The organism is Streptomyces sp. TAA204 (assembly GCF_000424965.1).
Genome location: NZ_AUKW01000005.1, coordinates 100,560 through 116,695, shown reverse-complemented (window position 1 = coordinate 116,695; position 16,136 = coordinate 100,560). Strand labels below are relative to the sequence as shown.

Sequence of the window (16,136 nt, the reverse complement as noted above, 5' to 3'; positions counted from 1 at the left end):
GGGAGCACCCGCGTGCGCACCCTCGGCTGCGCGGTGCGCGGTGCACGGGTGCGCGGTGCACAGTGCGGAAGATCACACGGCGAGTGCCTGGGCTCGGCGCTTGACCTCCGTCCCGCGGTTCTCACGCAGGGCCTGGGCCGGGGTGCCGGGCAGACTCTCGTCCTCGGTGAAGAGCCACTCCAGCATCTCCTCGTCGCTGAAGCCGTCGTCCTTCAGCAGCGTGATGGTGCCGGTCAGACCCTTCACGATGCGGCCCGCGCCGACGAAGTCCGCGGGGACCTGCAGTGTCCGCCCCTCACCCCGGCGCACCGCGATCAGCTGGCCCTCCTTGACGAGTTGCCGGGCGCGGGTCACCGGCACGTCGAGCTTCTCGGCGACGTCGGGGAGGGTGAGCCAGGAGGGGACGAGAGCATCGGTCTTTGCATCAATCTCGGTCACGCCACCCAGCGTGCCATCCCTCTGTGACAGTCACTACCGTACGGGCGCCCCGAGCGGGTGTTCACCGGCCCGGTCCGCCGGCCGGGCTCAGCCGGGGACGGCCTTCTTCAGCGTCACGGCCGGGTCGGCCAGCCGCTCCCGCTCCACCGGCAGACCACGCTCCATGATCTTCCTGCCCTGCGCGAGATCGCGCGGGCGGCCCACCGCCAGCAGCGCGGTGAGGGTGCCGTCGCGCAGCCAGCAGACGGACCAGGCTGCCTCGCCGGGATCGCCGCGCCGGACCATTTCGTCCCCGCCGCTGCAGTGCCCGGCGTACTGGACGAAGCGGCCGAACTGCTCGGACCAGAAGTAGGGCACCGGATCATAGGCGGCGACCTCCGCGTCACCGTCCGCGAAGCCCTCGGCGACGATGTCGGCCGCCACGGTGCGCGGCCCCTGGAGCGCGTTGTCCCAGTGGTGCACGAGCAGCCGCTCGCCGTACCGGGCGGAGGGGAAGGACGCGCAGTCGCCGACCGCGTGGACGTGCCGGGCGGAGGTGCGCAGCCGCTCGTCCGCGCGGACAGCGCCCCGCTCGTCCAGCTCGACCCCGGAGTCCGCCAGCCAGCCCGTCGCCGGGCGCGAGCCGACGCCCACGACGACGGCGTCGGCGGCCAGGCGCCTGCCGTCGGCGAGCACCACGCCGCCCCGGTCGACGGAGCGCACCGGGACGCCCGTACGCAGCTCGGCCCCGCTCTGCTCGTACCACGCGCGCATGTGCACGGCGACCTCCGCGGGCAGCGCTCCCGGCAGCGGCTGGGAGGCACCCTCCACGACGGTGACGGGACAGCCCGCCTCGCGTGCCGCCGTGGTGAACTCCGCGCCGATCCAGCCCGCGCCGACCACCACCACGGAGGCCCGCGCGGCCAGCACGGGGCGAAGCCGCACGGCGTCGTCCAGGGTGCGCAGCAGATGCACACCGGGGACTCCCCCGCTGCCCGGCAGCGCCACGGGGTCCGCGCCCGTGGCGATGACGAGTTCGTCGTAGGCCACCGCGCCGGCGTCCGTCTCCAGCAGCCTCTCGTCGGCGCGCAGCCCGGTCGCGGCCACGCCCAGCTCCAGTTCGACGTCGAGCGCGCCGAAGTCGATGTCCAGGAAGGAGTCCTCGGCCTTCCCCAGCAGCACCGCCTTGGACAACGGCGGCCTGTCGTACGGACGGTGCGACTCCCCGCCGATCAGCCTGATCGTTCCGGACCAGCCCTGCTCGCGCAGCTGTACGGCCGTCTGCACACCCGCCATTCCCGCGCCGGCGATGACGACCCGCTGCCTGCTCCGACTGTCATTCACACCCGCACCCTATTCCGGTGCCGCCCGCCGGAACGCCACCGTGCGCCGGGCGGCGCCCGGACACCCGCGGGAGGAGGAGCAGTAGGCTGGCATGAGCGTCCACGGCAGAACGCACGGAGGCGCCGCACGGCAGCAGGCGCCAGACAGCAGGCGCAGGGCAGTACGTACACGAGAACGGCACAGCGGCACAGCGGCATACGACACACGGCATACGCGGGAGTCCGGCGCACCGGGCTGAGAGGGAGGCTGCGGCCTCCGACCGTACGAACCTGATCCGGGTCATTCCGGCGAAGGGAGAGGCACTTCATGCGTCCCGGCAGCACCCCCCGAACCACCGCCTCCTCCGCGGGCGGGCGTTCCGCAACGGGCACACACGGCCCGCGTCCCGACGTGCTCGTCGTCGGCGGCGGCATCATCGGACTCGTCACCGCGTGGCGTGCCGCACAGCGCGGACTGGTCACCACCGTCGTCGATCCCGAACCCGGCGGCGGTGCCGCACGGGTGGCCGCGGGCATGCTCGCGGCCGTCACCGAGCTGCACTACGGCGAGGAGGCCCTGCTCGACCTCAACCTCGCCTCCGCCGCCCGCTATCCGGACTTCGCGGCGGAGCTGGAGGAGGCGAGCGGACAGGACATCGGATACCGCGCCTGCGGCACACTCGCCGTGGCACTGGACGCGGACGACCGCGCCGACCTGCGTGAACTGCACGCGCTGCACCAGCGCTGCGGGCTGGACTCGCAGTGGCTCCCGGGCCGCGAGTGCCGCCGCCTGGAGACGATGCTCGCTCCGTCCGTACGGGGCGGACTGCGCGTCGACGGCGACCACCAGGCCGACCCGCGGCGCCTGGCGTCCGCGCTGCTGCTGGCGTGCGAGCACGCGGGTGTGGGGTTCCTGCGCGCACCGGCCGCGCGGATCGACACGGTCGGCGACCGCGCGAACGGTGTGACGCTGGACGACGGCCGCGCCGTGCCGGCCGGTCAGACGGTTCTCGCGACGGGTTCGTACGCGTCGCGGCTGGAGGGACTGCCGCCCGAACTCGTCCCGCCCGTACGCCCCGTCAAGGGACAGGTGCTGCGACTGCGCATGCCGAGGTCCGCGTACGGCCCCTTCCTCTCGCGCACTGTGCGTGCCGTCGTGCGCGGCGGCCACATCTACCTCGTGCCGCGTACGTCCGGGGAGCTGGTGATCGGCGCGACCAGCGAGGAGACGGGATGGGAGACCACCGTCACGGCGGGCGGCGTCTACGAACTGCTGCGTGACGCGCACGAACTGGTACCGGGCCTGACCGAACTGCCGCTGACCGAGACGTGTGCGGGGCTGCGCCCGGCCTCGCCCGACAACGCGCCGCTGCTGGGGCCCACCGCACTGCCGGGACTGCACCTGGCCACCGGTCACCACCGCAACGGCGTGCTGCTCACACCGGTCACCGGCGACGTGATGGGCGAAGTGCTCACGACCGGTGAACTCCCCGAACAGGCCCGCCCCTTCACCCCCTCACGGTTCACCCAGGGGCTTCCGCCGCAGGCGGCCCCCACCGGCAGCGAGCGACAGGAGCAGTCAGCATGATTCTCCCCTCCTCCCCCTCATCTTCCGGCTCCGCCACCGCCACCGTCACCGTCTCGGTGAACGGCGCGTCCCGCGACATCCCCTCCGGCTGCACGCTCGACCGGCTGGTGGCCACGCTCACCACTGCGCCCTCCGGGGTCGCAGCGGCGGTGAACGAGACCGTCGTCCCCCGGAGCGAGTGGACCGGTCAGCGGCTGGCCGAAGGCGACCGCGTCGAAGTCCTGACCGCCGTACAGGGAGGCTGACCCCCATGACCGACACCGCCGCCTTCCCCACCCCCGCTCCGTCCGCCTCCGGCGCCGCGACGGCGGAGGCGGACCCCCTCGTCATAGGCGACCGCACCTTCACCTCCCGCCTGATCATGGGTACGGGCGGAGCGCCCAGCCTCGAGATCATGGAACGCGCGCTGCTGGCGTCCGGCACCGAACTGACCACGGTCGCCATGCGCCGGCTGGACCCGGGCGTGCAGGGTTCGGTGCTCTCCGTGCTGCACAAGCACGGCATCAGCGTGCTGCCGAACACGGCGGGCTGCTACACGGCGGGCGACGCGGTGCTGACCGCCCGGCTGGCCCGCGAGGCGCTCGGCACCGACTGGGTCAAGCTCGAAGTCATCGCGGACGAGCGCACCCTGCTGCCCGACCCGGTCGAACTGCTCGACGCGGCCGAGACGTTGGTCGACGACGGGTTCACCGTGCTGCCGTACACCAACGACGATCCGGTGCTCGCCCGTAAGCTCCAGGACGCCGGCTGCGCCGCGATCATGCCGCTGGGCTCCCCGATCGGCTCCGGGCTCGGCATCCGCAACCCGCACAACTTCCAGCTCATCACCGAGCGCGCGGAGGTTCCCGTCATCCTCGACGCGGGGGCCGGCACGGCCTCGGACGCCGCCTTCGCGATGGAGCTGGGGTGCGCCGCGGTGATGCTGGCGTCGGCCGTCACCAGGGCCCGGGAGCCGGCCTCGATGGCGGAGGCGATGCGGCACGCCGTGACGGCGGGCCGGCTGGCGGGCAGGGCTGGCCGCATCCCGCGCCGCCACTTCGCCGAGGCGTCCTCGCCCACGCAGGGCGTGGCCGCCTTCGATCCCGAGCGCCCGGCGTTCGGCGGGTGACTCGCCGGCGCGGCGCCCCGGCGAGCGGGTGCCCGGGGGTCACGGGCCCCCGGCAGCGCGGATGCCCGCGGTGCGGGTGCCCGACGACGGGGGTGCCGGACGGTGGGGCGGCCGGCGGTGCGCCGCGACTCCAGGCCCGCGGTCCCGCCCACCACCACAGAACGGCGCACAAAACATAAAAGGGGCAATACGGACGAGTCCTGTCACCGTTCGGCTGCATTGCTCGTCCTGACACACACCACGGATTTTCGTACCGGCATCCGCTCGTAGACTCGACGGCGATGAATACGACCCTTCAGGATCCCTCCTCCGGTTCCTCCGGGGAGACACCGCCGGTCGGTCAGGTACTCGACGGCCGCTACCGCGTCGAGGCGCGCATCGCCGTCGGCGGCATGGCCACGGTCTACCGTGCCGTGGACACCCGCCTGGACCGCGAGCTCGCCCTGAAGGTCATGCACCCCTCGCTCGCCGGCGACAGCGCCTTCGTCGCCCGCTTCATCCGCGAGGCCAAGTCCGTCGCCAGCCTCGCGCACCCCAACGTGGTCGGCGTCTACGACCAGGGCACCGACGGCACCTACGTCTACCTGGCCATGGAGTACGTCTCCGGCTGCACTCTCCGCGACATCCTGCGCGACCGCGGTGCCCTGCGGCCCCGCGTCGCGCTGGACATCCTGGAGCCGATGCTGGCCGCCCTGGGCGCCGCCCACCACGCCGGCATGGTGCACCGCGACATGAAGCCGGAGAACGTGCTGATCGGCGACGACGGGCGCGTCAAGGTCGCCGACTTCGGCCTCGTAAGGGCAGTGGACAGCCAGACCTCCGTCGGGGACAGCATCCTGGGCACCGTCTCCTACCTCGCGCCCGAGCAGATCGAGGAGGGCACGGCGGACACCCGCACCGACCTCTACGCGTGCGGCGTGATGCTCTACGAGATGCTCACCGGCGGCAAGCCGCACCCGGGCGGCACCCCCGCCCAGGTGCTCTACCAGCATCTGCACGAGGCGATGCCCGCCCCCTCTGCCTCGGTGCCCGGCCTCGCACCCGGCCTGGACGCGCTGGTCGCGCGGGCCACCGCCCGCGAGCCGGACGGCCGTCCCGGCGACGCGGGCGCGATGCTCACCGAGACCCGGGCCATGCGCTCGGGCCTGAGCGACGCCCAGCTCGACGCCGTACCGCCGCAGGCGAAGGACCCCTCGGGAGGGCTCGCCGGCGTCCATGCGGGCGACGGCGGCGCGGGCCGGTCACCCGCCGCGTTCAGGGAGAGCAGCCCGTTCGCGGACGGCACGGCCGGGGCGGAGGACCGTACGAGCGTGCTCCCCCGCCCCGCGGGCCGGGAGCAGTACGGATACGGCCACGAGGACGAACTGAACCGCACCGCCCGGTATGCCGCACCGCCGCCCGAGCAGCCCCCGGGCCACCGCGGCGGGCACCGCGGCGACGGACGGGGCGGCGGACGCCGCGGCGGCGGCCGGGTCTTCCTGGCGGTGCTGGCCGCCCTGCTGCTGACGCTGGTGGGCACCGGCGTCTGGTACATCAACTCCGGCCAGTTCACCAGGACCCCCGCCGTGCTGGACAAGTCCGAGTCCGAGGCCAGGAAGATCCTGGACGGCTCGGGGCTCGATGTGAAGGTCACCCGCGACTACAGCGAACGCGTCGAGCGCGGCCGCGTGATCGGCACCGATCCCCGCCCCGGCGAGCGCATCCGCAGGACGGGCACGGTCACCCTCAACGTCTCCCGCGGACCGGAGGTCGTGAAGGTCCCGGACCTGGCCGGCACGCCGCTCGCCGAGGCACAGCGGGAGCTGAAGGAGGCGGGGCTGGAGCCCGGGACGGTTGAGCGGGAGTTCAGCGACGATACGGAGCGGGGCTCCGTGATCGGCACCGACCCGGGCAAGGGCGTCGAGCGGCGCCCCGGCTCCCCGGTCGCCCTCGCCGTCTCCAAGGGCGCGCCGATCGACATTCCCGACGTGGTCGGGGAGGACGAGGGCACCGCACAGCAGGAGCTGACCGAGGAAGGGCTGAAGGTCCGCGTGGAGGGCGAGCGGGTCTTCTCGGAGGAGGACGAGGGCAAGGTGGCCCGCCAGTCCCCCGGGGAGGGCACCACGGCCGCCGAGGGCGACACCGTCACGCTCACCATCTCCAAGGGCGAGGATCTGGTGGAGGTGCCGGACGTGGAGGAGCTCGACAGGAAGGAGGCCAGCAAGAAGCTCAAGGACGCGGGCTTCGAGGTCACCGTGCGCCGGCTCTTCCTCGGCGACACGGTCTTCAACCAGTCGCCGGACAGCGGCGAGGAGGCCCCCCGCGGCTCCCGTGTCACGCTCTGGCTGCGCTGAGCGGCACAGGCGGGAGGGCCGCGGCGAGCGGGCGGCGGGCGCCCCGGCGGACGGCGGAACACGCCCCGGGGATGCGCCGGGCGGAGAGCGGACGGGGAAGCGTCCGGCGCCCTGACAAGGCGCGCACATGCCCTCACACGTGGTGAACAAACGCCGTTGCGGTGTGACACCGGACATAGGGCCCATGTCACGTACGAACGCCTCTAGTGCTTCCGCGCACCTCCACCCGGCCCGTGAATCAAGGGAAATCAGCACCGGCCGATCACACTTCGGGCACCGCTCACACGACCGGGGATAGTACGTCACATTATTGACGTTTTCTTTTCCGAACCTCTATCAATTGCCATCGGTCGCACACGCCGGGATTCCGAACTCGGCGTACCCAGCCTTTCCGGCCTCTGCGACGCACGCAATTGAAAGGTTCGCTCGCAATGCCCAGCATTCCCGGCTACGTCCGAAACCCCAGGTTCACGCGTTACTCGGCCGCAGGCATATCGGCCGTGGGCGCGGCCGCACTCGCGCTGACCGTCATCCCCGGCTCGGCCGACGCGGGCGACCGCAGCCACTCCCCCGCCAAGAAGGTCAGCGCCTCCGCCGCCGGCTCCACCGGCAAGTCCCCCAAGGCCGAGCAGACCGCCGCCAAGCAGGGGACCCTGGACCCGGACATCCACCGCACCGACGAGGCGGTCGCCGCCCAGAAGGCCGGCCTGGCCAAGCAGAAGGCGCTCGCGGACGACCGTGCCGCCGCCGTCGCCGACCAGTCCGAGAAGAAGATCGCCGCCGCGAAGAAGGCCGAGAAGGAGCGCAAGGCCGAGGCCAAGGCCAAGGCCGCGCGTGACGCCGAACGCGCCGAGGTCGAGACCTACCCGGACAACCTCGACGGCTGGATCCGCGAGGCCATGAGCATCATGAAGAAGCACAACATCCCGGGCTCCTACGACGGGATCAAGCGCAACATCATCCGTGAGTCCGGCGGCGACCCGAACGCCGTCAACAACTGGGACATCAACGCCCAGAAGGGCACTCCCTCCAAGGGCCTGCTCCAGACCATCAAGCCGACCTTCGACGCGTACCACGTCGAGGGCACATCGACGGACATGACAGACCCGGTCGCGAACATCGTGGCCGCCTGCAACTACGCGGCGGACCGCTACGGTTCGATGGACAACGTCAACTCGGCATACTGATGGTGTGACGACCAAGCGAGACCGCAATCCCATTGGCGGCCACGTCCCCGTAGCAGGGGGACTGGCCGCCACTGGCATTTCCTATGCGGACGACATCGGAGCGGAGGCCGTGCAGGTATTCGTCGCCAATCCACGTGGCTGGGCGACGACTTCCGGTTCTCCGCGGCAGGACGAAGAATTCCGGGCGGCATGTGCGGAGCGCTCACTTCCCGCGTATGTGCACGCCCCCTATCTCATCAATTTCGGTTCCCATACCGCGGCCACGGCCGACAACTCCGTTTCCTCGCTGCGCCATTCACTCCGCCGCGGCCGCGAGATCGGCGCGCGCGGCGTCGTGGTGCACACCGGTTCGGCCACCGGGGGCCGGGAGCGGGAGACCGCTCTCGCACAGACGGGAAGACTGCTGCTGCCGCTGCTGGACGAACTCACCCACGAGGACGACCCGTGGCTGCTGCTGGAGCCCACCGCCGGGCAGGGCTTCTCCCTGTGCTCCCAAGTACGCGACCTGGAGGCGTACTTCGACATCCTCGGCCGCCATCCCCGGCTGGGTGTCTGCCTCGACACCTGTCACGTCTTCGCGGCGGGACACGACCTCGCCGCGCCGGGCGGAGTGAAGCGCACACTGGACGAACTGGAGTGTGTGACGGGCCCCGGACGGCTGAAACTCATCCACGCCAACGATTCCAAGGATGTCGTCGGCGCCCACAAGGACCGGCATGCGAACATCGGCTCCGGCCACATCGGCGCGGACCCGTTCGCCGGCCTGATGACCCATCCGGCCACGGAGGGCGTCCCCCTGGTGATCGAGACACCAGGCCGCAAGGAAGGCCATGCGGCTGACGTGGCGCGGCTGAGGCAACTGAGGGAAGGCGGACGCTGACCGTGCAGCAGCAGGCTCAGGCACCGGTCCCCTGGTCGACGGCCTCCCGTGCGACGCTGCACTGTCTGACCGGCTGCGCCTTCGGAGAGGTGACCGGACTCGCCATCGGCACCGCGCTCGGGTGGCACGACGTCCCGACCATGGCGACGGCCATCGCCCTGGCGTTCTTCTTCGGCTACAGCCTCACGATGTACGCGGTGCTGCGTGCGGGCCTGGGGGTGGGCGCGGCCGTGAAGGTCGCGCTCGCCGCCGACACCGTCTCCATCGTGGTGATGGAGATCACCGACAACGCGATCGTGATCCTGGTGCCCGGCGCTCTCCAGGCCCATCTCTCGGACCTGCTCTTCTGGGGTTCGCTCGCGTTCGCCTTCTTCGTGGCCTTCGTCGTCACGACGCCGGTGAACCGGTGGATGATCGGCCGGGGGAAGGGCCACGCGGTGCTGCACGCCTACCACTGAGGCGGACGCGGCGCCGCGGGGGCGGCCGGCGGTCTGCGCAGGCCGCCGGGCTACAGCTCGGGGCCGTCGCCGGGCTCCTCCTGGTAGGAGTAGCGCTGCTCCTTCCAGGGGTCGCCGAGATTGTGGTAGCCGCGCTCCTCCCAGAAGCCGCGGCGGTCGGCGGTCATGTACTCCACGCCGCGGACCCATTTGGGGCCCTTCCACGCGTAGAGGTGCGGCACGACCAGCCGGAGGGGGAAGCCGTGCTCGGCGGTGAGGAGTTCACCCGCCCGGTGGGTGGCGAAGAGGGAGTTGTCGGCGGCGAAGTCCGTCAGCCGCAGGTTGGAGCTGAAGCCGTACTCCGCCCACACCATCACGTGCGTCACGTCGCGGGAGGGCGGCGCCAGCTCCAGCACCGTACGGGAGGGCACACCGCCCCATTCGGCGCCGAGCATGCTGAATTTCGTCACACAGTGCAGGTCTCCGACGACCGTCTCGTACGGCAGCGCCGAGAACTCCTCGTGGCTCCAGGAGTGCTTGTCGCCGTCGGAGGTCGCACCGAAGACCTGGAAATCCCACCGGTCGGGCTTGAACTTGGGGACCGGCCCGTAGTGGGTGACCGGCCATCCACGCTGGAGTCTCTGCCCCGGCGGAAGCGGTTGCTGCTCCTCCTCGTGACTCTCCGGCCGACCCATCCCCCCATGGTGACAGACCCGTGTGCACCCGCTTACCGGCACCCCGCCGGGGCTGTGCGCTGCGCCGTCGCCCCCGGTACGGGCGATTTCGGTAAGCCTGCGCTTACTGGACCGCTTCGCGACGCGGTGCGAGGATGCGCGAGCGCGCACACCTGGCACTTTGTACGTTCCTGGAAGGAGCCCGCGGCCATGCAGGGCGATCCCGAGGTCATCGAATTTCTCAACGAGCAGCTGACCGCCGAGCTGACTGCCATCAACCAGTACTTCCTGCACGCCAAGATGCAGGAGCACAACGGATGGACGAAGCTCGCGCGCTACACCCGGGCCGAGTCCTTCGACGAGATGAAGCACGCCGAACGGCTCACCGACCGCATCCTCTTCCTGGAGGGCCTGCCCAACTACCAGCGGCTCTTCCATGTCACCGTCGGCCAGACGCTGGTGGAGATGTTCACGGCGGACCGGCAGATCGAGGTCGAGGCCATCGACCGGCTCCGGCGCGGGGTGGAGGTCATGCGCACCAAGGGCGACATCACCTCGGCCAACATCTTCGAGGACATCCTCGCGGACGAGGAGCACCACATCGACTACCTGGACACCCAGCTCGAACTGATCGAGAAGCTGGGCGAGCCGCTCTACATCGCGCAGATCATCGAGCAGGAGACCCCGCCCGAGGGCTGACGCCCGACGTCGGGCACGGAGGCGGCGCCGGCGGTGGGAGCTGCGGGAGCCGGCGAGGCCCGGGAGAACCGTTCCGGCAGGGCGCGGACGGCTCCTGCCGGAGCACGGTCAGGCCGCTTCGGCTACTCCGGCGGTCTCCTCACGCCCGGAGCGCAGCTCCCCGGCCAGAGCCGGTACGGCCACCGGCGCGCCGCGCCCGGCTGCCGCGTCGAGCGGCTGCCGGGTGCAGGCGCCCCGTCCGAGGAGGCCCTGGATGCGGCGGACGCATGAGCCGCAGTCGGTACCGGCCTTGCTGGCCGAGGCGATCTGCCGCGGGGTACAGGCTCCGGCCTCCGCGTGTTCGCGGACCTGCCGCTCCGTGATTCCGAAGCAGGAGCAGATGTACACGCGGCTCTCCTTGGTCCCGGGGTCGGCTCTCGGCAGCTCAACAGACACTTGAAGCTGATGAGGTTAACCTAACCTTACTTGGCGGCCGGTGTCCACCGCGCAGCAGTGGGGCCCGCATCACGGTGATGCGGGCCCCACTCGGTCCTCGGCCGTACCGTCCTCGTGCCCGGACGGTGGGCGTCCGGCCCGTGCCCGGGACCGGGGAGTTCACGCGCCGCGGCGCCTCACTGGTCCCGGTACATCTCCGCGACCAGGAAGGCCAGATCGAGGGACTGGCTGCGGTTCAGCCGGGGGTCGCAGGCCGTCTCGTAGCGCTGGTGCAGGTCGCCGACGAAGATCTCGTCGCCGCCGCCCACGCACTCCGTGACGTCGTCACCTGTCAACTCGACGTGGATACCGCCCGGATGGGTGCCCGATCCCTTGTGCACCTCGAAGAAGCCCTTGACCTCGTCCAGGACGTCGTCGAAGCGGCGGGTCTTGTGCCCGCTGTCCGCCTCGAAGGTGTTGCCGTGCATCGGGTCGCAGACCCAGGCCACCTGAGCACCCGAGGCGGTGACCTTCTCCACCAGGGTGGGCAGCTTCTCCCGCACGGTGTCGGCGCCCATCCGCGTGATGAACGTCAGCCGCCCCGGCTCCCGCTCCGGGTCCAGCCGGTCGATCAGCGTGAGCGCCTCCTCGGGCGTCGTGCCCGGACCGAGCTTGACCCCGACCGGGTTGCGCACGCGCGCGGCGAACTCGATGTGCGCCCCGTCCAGTTGCCGCGTGCGCTCACCGATCCAGACCATGTGCCCCGAGACGTCGTACAGCTCGCCGCTGCGCGAATCCGTACGGGTCATGGCCGACTCGTAGTCCAGCAGCAGCGCCTCGTGCGAGGCGAAGAACTCGACGGTCTTGAGCTCCTCGGGGTCCGTGCCACAGGCGTGCATGAACTTCAGCGCCTGGTCGATCTCGCGCGCCAGCGCCTCGTAGCGCTGCCCGGACGGGGAGCGCTTGACGAAGTCCTGGTTCCAGGCGTGCACCTGCCGCAGGTCGGCGTAGCCGCCGGTGGTGAAGGCACGCACCAGGTTCAGCGTGGAGGCGGACGCGTGGTACATCCGCTTCAGCCGCTCCGGGTCCGGCCTGCGGGCGGCCTCGGTGAACTCGAAGCCGTTGACCGAGTCGCCGCGGTAGGTGGGAAGGGTCACACCGTCCCTGGTCTCCGTCGGCTTGGAGCGGGGCTTGCTGTACTGACCCGCGATACGGCCGACCTTGACGACCGGGACGGACCCGGCGTACGTCAGCACGGCACCCATCTGCAGCAGCGTCTTGAGCTTGTTCCGGATGTGCTCGGCGCTGACCTGGTCGAAGGCCTCGGCGCAGTCACCGCCCTGGAGAAGGAACGCCTCGCCCCGTGCGACCGCACCCAGCCGGTCACGCAGCTGGTCGCACTCGCCGGCGAAGACGAGAGGCGGATAGGACTCGAGCTCGGCGACGGTCTCGTGCAGAGCCTCTCGGTCCGGCCATTCGGGCTGCTGCGCAGCGGGGAGGTCTCGCCAGGTGCGTGCACCGGCGTCGGGGTTGGCGTTCACATTCACGCGCTCCAGGTTACGGGGTCCTCCCGGCGGATTTCGCGGTGACCGAGTGCTGAGACGGCCACAACGCGGACGACCGCACGGCCGGCCGTGTGTAGGCTGACGGCCATGTTCGCGCAGACCAGCCACGGCAACCAGTGGTGGACCGCTCACCCGGCGGCCCCCTGACTGCGCGCACCACGACTCAGCGACAGACGCGAAGGCCGCCCGAGGGGCGGCCTTCGGCACGTTCGCGGCCGTTCCTCCCCCGTGTGACCTCGCGGCACCCAGGAAGGAACCGGCCCGATGCACCAGCCTCAGCCTCATCCTCGGGGCACCGCCCCGCCCCAGCCGTCCGCTTCCGCGCTCGTACGGCGGCTGACGCGTGACGGCGCCCCGCCCTTCGCGCTGCTGCGCAGACGCACCCCCGGCCGCGACGAGGAGACCGTCGAGGTCCTGACCGGCCCCGTCCGCGAGGCCGCGCAGCTCGCACAGATCCCGGACCGCGAGCTGGGGGCGCTCACCCTGGTGCCCTTCCGGCAGATCCGCGAGCGGGGTTTCCGCGTACGCGACGACGGGACACCGCTGTCCGTGCTCGTCCCGCGGGAGGTGCACGAGCTGCCGCTCCAGGAGGTCCTCGCAGCCCTGCCCCGCCACCGCGTACGGGTGGAGGACGGGGCCTTCGACGTCGGCGACGAGGCGTACGCGGAGACCGTGCGCCGTGTCGTCGAGGACGAGATCGGCACCGGCGAGGGCGCCAATTTCGTGGTGCGGCGCACCTTCGAAGGGCGGATTCCCGGATTCTCGCGCCGCGACGCCCTCGCCCTGTTCCGGCGGCTGCTGCTCGGGGAGTCCGGCGCGTACTGGACCTTCGCCGTCCACACCGGCGAGAGGGCGCTGATCGGGGCGAGCCCGGAGGCGCACGTACGGATGGCCGGCGGCACCGTCGTGATGAACCCCATCAGCGGCACCTACCGCTATCCGCCCGGAGGACCGGGCGTCGAGGGCCTGCTGGAGTTCCTCGCCGACCGCAAGGAGAGCGAGGAACTGTCCATGGTCGTCGACGAGGAGCTGAAGATGATGTGCAAGGTCGGCGACATGGGCGGGGTCGTGGTCGGGCCGCGGCTGAGGGAGATGGCGCACCTGGCCCACACCGAGTACGAGCTGCGCGGCCGCAGCACGCTCGACGTGCGCGAGGTCCTGCGGGAGACGATGTTCGCCGCGACGGTGACCGGCTCCCCCGTCGAGAACGCCTGCCGCGTCATCGAACGGCACGAGAGCGGCGGCCGGGGCTACTACGCCGGCGCGCTCGCCCTGACCGGGCGGGACGCCGCAGGGGCGCAGAGGCTGGACTCCCCGATCCTCATCAGGACCGCCGACATCGACGTGGCGAGCGGACGGCTGCGCGTCCCCGTGGGCGCCACTCTGGTACGCGCCTCCGACCCGGCGGGCGAGGTCGCCGAGACCCACGCGAAGGCGGCCGGGGTGCTGACCGCGCTCGGCGTGCTCGAAGCACCACCGCGCGGCGGTCAGACACGTCCCCGGCCGGCCGGGGACGACCGGGTACGGGCAGCGCTGGAGGCGCGGCGCGACGCCCTCGCCCCGTTCTGGCTGCGCATGCAGACCGCCGGGGAACGCGGGCCGCTGCGCGGCAGCGTGCTCGTGGTGGACGGAGAGGACACCTTCACCTCGATGCTCGCCCACCTGCTGCGCGCCACGGGAACACAGGTGCACGTGCGCCGGTTCGACGAGCCGGGGCTGAGCGAGGCGGCGCCGGCGCACCGGGGCCCGGTCGTGCTGGGGCCCGGCCCGGGTGATCCCCGCGAGGCGGCCGATCCGAAGATGCGTGTGCTGCGCGGCCTGGCGGCCGGTCTGCTGCGCGAGCACCGGCACGGGCTGCTGGGGGTGTGCCTGGGGCACGAACTGCTCGCCTTGGAGCTGGGGCTGGAGATCGTCCGCAAGGAGCGGCCGTACCAGGGCGCGCAGGAGCACATCGATCTGTTCGGACGGCCCGAGACCGTCGGCTTCTACAACTCCTACGCCGTGCGAAGCGGCCGCCGGGAGGGCGGGCCGGCCGGACCGGCACCGCACGGGACCGCGGGGATGGAGAGGACCTTCGGGACCGACGGGATGGAGAGGACCGCCGGGATCGAGGTCAGCCGCGACGCCCGGAGCGGCGACGTGCACGCGCTGCGCGGGCCGGGGTTCGCCGGCGTGCAGTTCCATCCGGAGTCGGTGCTGACACTCAACGGCCCGCGGATCGTGACGGAGCTGCTGGCGGCGGTGACGGTCGGCTGACGGGCCGGCGCCGCTGACGTGACGCCCGGCCGGCGGCGGCAGCCGCAGCCCGCGAACCTCCCGCCCTGCCTGACGGCGGGGAGGACGGCGCGCGGGCCGCGGCGCTCTCCGGCCGTGTCAGCCGAAGAAGACCCCCGCTTCCGCGTACAGCTCCGGGTCGACCGTCTTCAGCTTCGCCGTGGCCTCGGAGATGGGAACCCGGACGATGTTCGTACCCTGCAGGGAGACCATCTTGCCCCAGTCCCCGTCGCGCACCGCGTCGATCGCGTGCAGCCCGAAGCGGGTGGCCAGCCAGCGGTCGAAGGGGGTGGGGGTGCCGCCGCGCTGGATGTGCCCGAGCACGGTCGTACGGGCCTCCTTGCCGGTGCGCGCCTCGATCTCCTTGGCCAGCCACTCACCGACACCCGAGAGGCGCACGTGCCCGAAGGAGTCGTGGGAGCTGTCCTTGAGGATCATCTCGCCGTCCTTGGGCATGGCGCCCTCGGCGATGACGACGATCGGCGCGTAGCTGGCCTTGAAGCGGGAGGTGACGTAGCCGCACACCTCGTCGACGTCGAAGCGCTGCTCGGGGATGAGGATGCAGTTGGCGCCGCCGGCCAGGCCCGAGTGCAGGGCGATCCAGCCCGCGTGCCGTCCCATCACCTCCACGACGAGGACGCGCATGTGCGACTCGGCGGTGGTGTGCAGCCGGTCGATGGCCTCCGTGGCGACGTTGACCGCCGTGTCGAAGCCGAAGGTGTAGTCCGTGGCGGACAGGTCGTTGTCGATCGTCTTGGGCACGCCGACGCACTTGACGCCGTACTCGTCGGTGAGCCGCGCGGCGACACCGAGGGTGTCCTCGCCGCCGATCGCGATGAGGGCGTCGACCTCGTACTTGGCCAGGTTCTCCTGGATGCGGCGTACGCCGTTCTCCTCCTTGAAGGGGTTGGTGCGGGAGGAGCCCAGGATCGTGCCGCCGCGGGGCAGCGTGCCGCGCACCGCGGGGATGTCGAGCGGAACGGTGTCCCCTTCCAGCGGGCCGCGCCAGCCGTCCCGGAACCCCAGGAACTCGTAGTTGTACTGCTGTACGCCCTTACGGACGACGGCCCTCATGACGGCATTGAGCCCGGGGCAGTCGCCGCCACCGGTCAGCACTCCGACCCGCATGGGATCTCCCTTCTCACCGTCGCGCGAGGCGCGACTCGCTACGCAACTGCGGCCACGCTAGCGGTGATCCACATCACAGGGGATGGGGTACGGAGCCGTTTTCCGGAGAA

At 71.6% G+C, this 16,136-nt stretch carries 15 protein-coding genes and 1 riboswitch; of the genes, 9 read left to right on the top strand and 6 right to left on the bottom strand.

Features of this window, described 5'->3' with window-relative positions; translation table 11 throughout:
* Positions 1-72: 72 nt before the first annotated feature.
* Positions 73-438, bottom strand: a complete 366-nt coding sequence (locus H343_RS0111325; RefSeq protein ID WP_028431232.1) for an Rv2175c family DNA-binding protein — start codon at positions 436-438, stop codon at positions 73-75.
* Between the two features lie 87 nt (positions 439-525).
* Positions 526-1,713, bottom strand: a complete 1,188-nt coding sequence (locus tag H343_RS0111320; protein ID WP_051265015.1) for an FAD-dependent oxidoreductase — start codon at positions 1,711-1,713, stop codon at positions 526-528.
* Positions 1,714-1,963: 250 nt separating this feature from the next.
* Positions 1,964-2,074, top strand: a riboswitch (TPP riboswitch).
* On the opposite strand from H343_RS0111320, the gene thiO reads away from it, so the two are divergent.
* The 7 genes from thiO (at position 2,068) to H343_RS0111285 (ending at position 9,293) form a co-directional block, all read left to right on the top strand.
* The gene (gene thiO / locus H343_RS30160; protein WP_078505434.1) at positions 2,068-3,327 is read left to right on the top strand and encodes a glycine oxidase ThiO; all 1,260 of its coding nucleotides are present in this window, start codon (positions 2,068-2,070) and stop codon (positions 3,325-3,327) included. Its footprint overlaps the riboswitch before it by 7 nt.
* On the top strand, positions 3,324-3,572 hold the full coding sequence (gene thiS / locus H343_RS0111310) for a sulfur carrier protein ThiS (protein WP_051265013.1): 249 nt from the start codon (positions 3,324-3,326) through the stop codon (positions 3,570-3,572). Before thiO ends, thiS begins: the two co-directional genes overlap by 4 nt.
* Positions 3,573-3,577: 5 nt before the next feature.
* Complete coding sequence (locus tag H343_RS0111305) at positions 3,578-4,435, top strand: thiazole synthase (RefSeq protein WP_028431229.1); 858 nt, start codon at positions 3,578-3,580, stop codon at positions 4,433-4,435.
* A 281-nt stretch (positions 4,436-4,716) separates the two neighbouring features.
* The gene (pknB, locus tag H343_RS0111300) at positions 4,717-6,768 is read left to right on the top strand and encodes a Stk1 family PASTA domain-containing Ser/Thr kinase (protein ID WP_028431228.1); all 2,052 of its coding nucleotides are present in this window, start codon (positions 4,717-4,719) and stop codon (positions 6,766-6,768) included.
* 431 nt (positions 6,769-7,199) lie between these two features.
* Positions 7,200-7,955: a transglycosylase SLT domain-containing protein gene (locus H343_RS0111295; protein ID WP_028431227.1), complete on the top strand. Its 756-nt coding sequence runs from the start codon at positions 7,200-7,202 to the stop codon at positions 7,953-7,955.
* A 4-nt stretch (positions 7,956-7,959) separates the two neighbouring features.
* Complete coding sequence (locus tag H343_RS0111290; RefSeq protein ID WP_028431226.1) at positions 7,960-8,835, top strand: deoxyribonuclease IV; 876 nt, start codon at positions 7,960-7,962, stop codon at positions 8,833-8,835.
* A complete protein-coding gene (locus tag H343_RS0111285) occupies positions 8,832-9,293 on the top strand; it encodes a DUF4396 domain-containing protein (RefSeq protein WP_051265010.1) in 462 nt (153 codons plus the stop codon). The genes H343_RS0111290 and H343_RS0111285 overlap by 4 nt, the downstream gene beginning before the upstream one ends.
* A gap of 50 nt (positions 9,294-9,343) precedes the next feature.
* Here H343_RS0111285 and H343_RS0111280 read toward each other — a convergent pair whose 3' ends face one another.
* A complete protein-coding gene (locus tag H343_RS0111280) occupies positions 9,344-9,967 on the bottom strand; it encodes a sulfite oxidase-like oxidoreductase (protein WP_028431224.1) in 624 nt (207 codons plus the stop codon).
* A 189-nt stretch (positions 9,968-10,156) separates the two neighbouring features.
* On the opposite strand from H343_RS0111280, the gene bfr reads away from it, so the two are divergent.
* Complete coding sequence (bfr, locus tag H343_RS0111275; RefSeq protein WP_028431223.1) at positions 10,157-10,645, top strand: bacterioferritin; 489 nt, start codon at positions 10,157-10,159, stop codon at positions 10,643-10,645.
* 108 nt (positions 10,646-10,753) lie between these two features.
* Here bfr and H343_RS30155 read toward each other — a convergent pair whose 3' ends face one another.
* Positions 10,754-11,032: a (2Fe-2S)-binding protein gene (locus H343_RS30155; RefSeq protein WP_037903440.1), complete on the bottom strand. Its 279-nt coding sequence runs from the start codon at positions 11,030-11,032 to the stop codon at positions 10,754-10,756.
* Between the two features lie 224 nt (positions 11,033-11,256).
* The gene (locus tag H343_RS0111265; protein WP_037903438.1) at positions 11,257-12,606 is read right to left on the bottom strand and encodes a class II 3-deoxy-7-phosphoheptulonate synthase; all 1,350 of its coding nucleotides are present in this window, start codon (positions 12,604-12,606) and stop codon (positions 11,257-11,259) included.
* A gap of 282 nt (positions 12,607-12,888) precedes the next feature.
* On the opposite strand from H343_RS0111265, the gene H343_RS0111260 reads away from it, so the two are divergent.
* Entirely contained in the window at positions 12,889-14,880 is a 1,992-nt protein-coding gene (locus H343_RS0111260; RefSeq protein WP_078505432.1) for an anthranilate synthase family protein, read from the top strand.
* A gap of 117 nt (positions 14,881-14,997) precedes the next feature.
* Here H343_RS0111260 and H343_RS0111255 read toward each other — a convergent pair whose 3' ends face one another.
* A complete protein-coding gene (locus tag H343_RS0111255; protein ID WP_028431220.1) occupies positions 14,998-16,026 on the bottom strand; it encodes a 6-phosphofructokinase in 1,029 nt (342 codons plus the stop codon).
* Positions 16,027-16,136 lie beyond the last annotated feature (110 nt).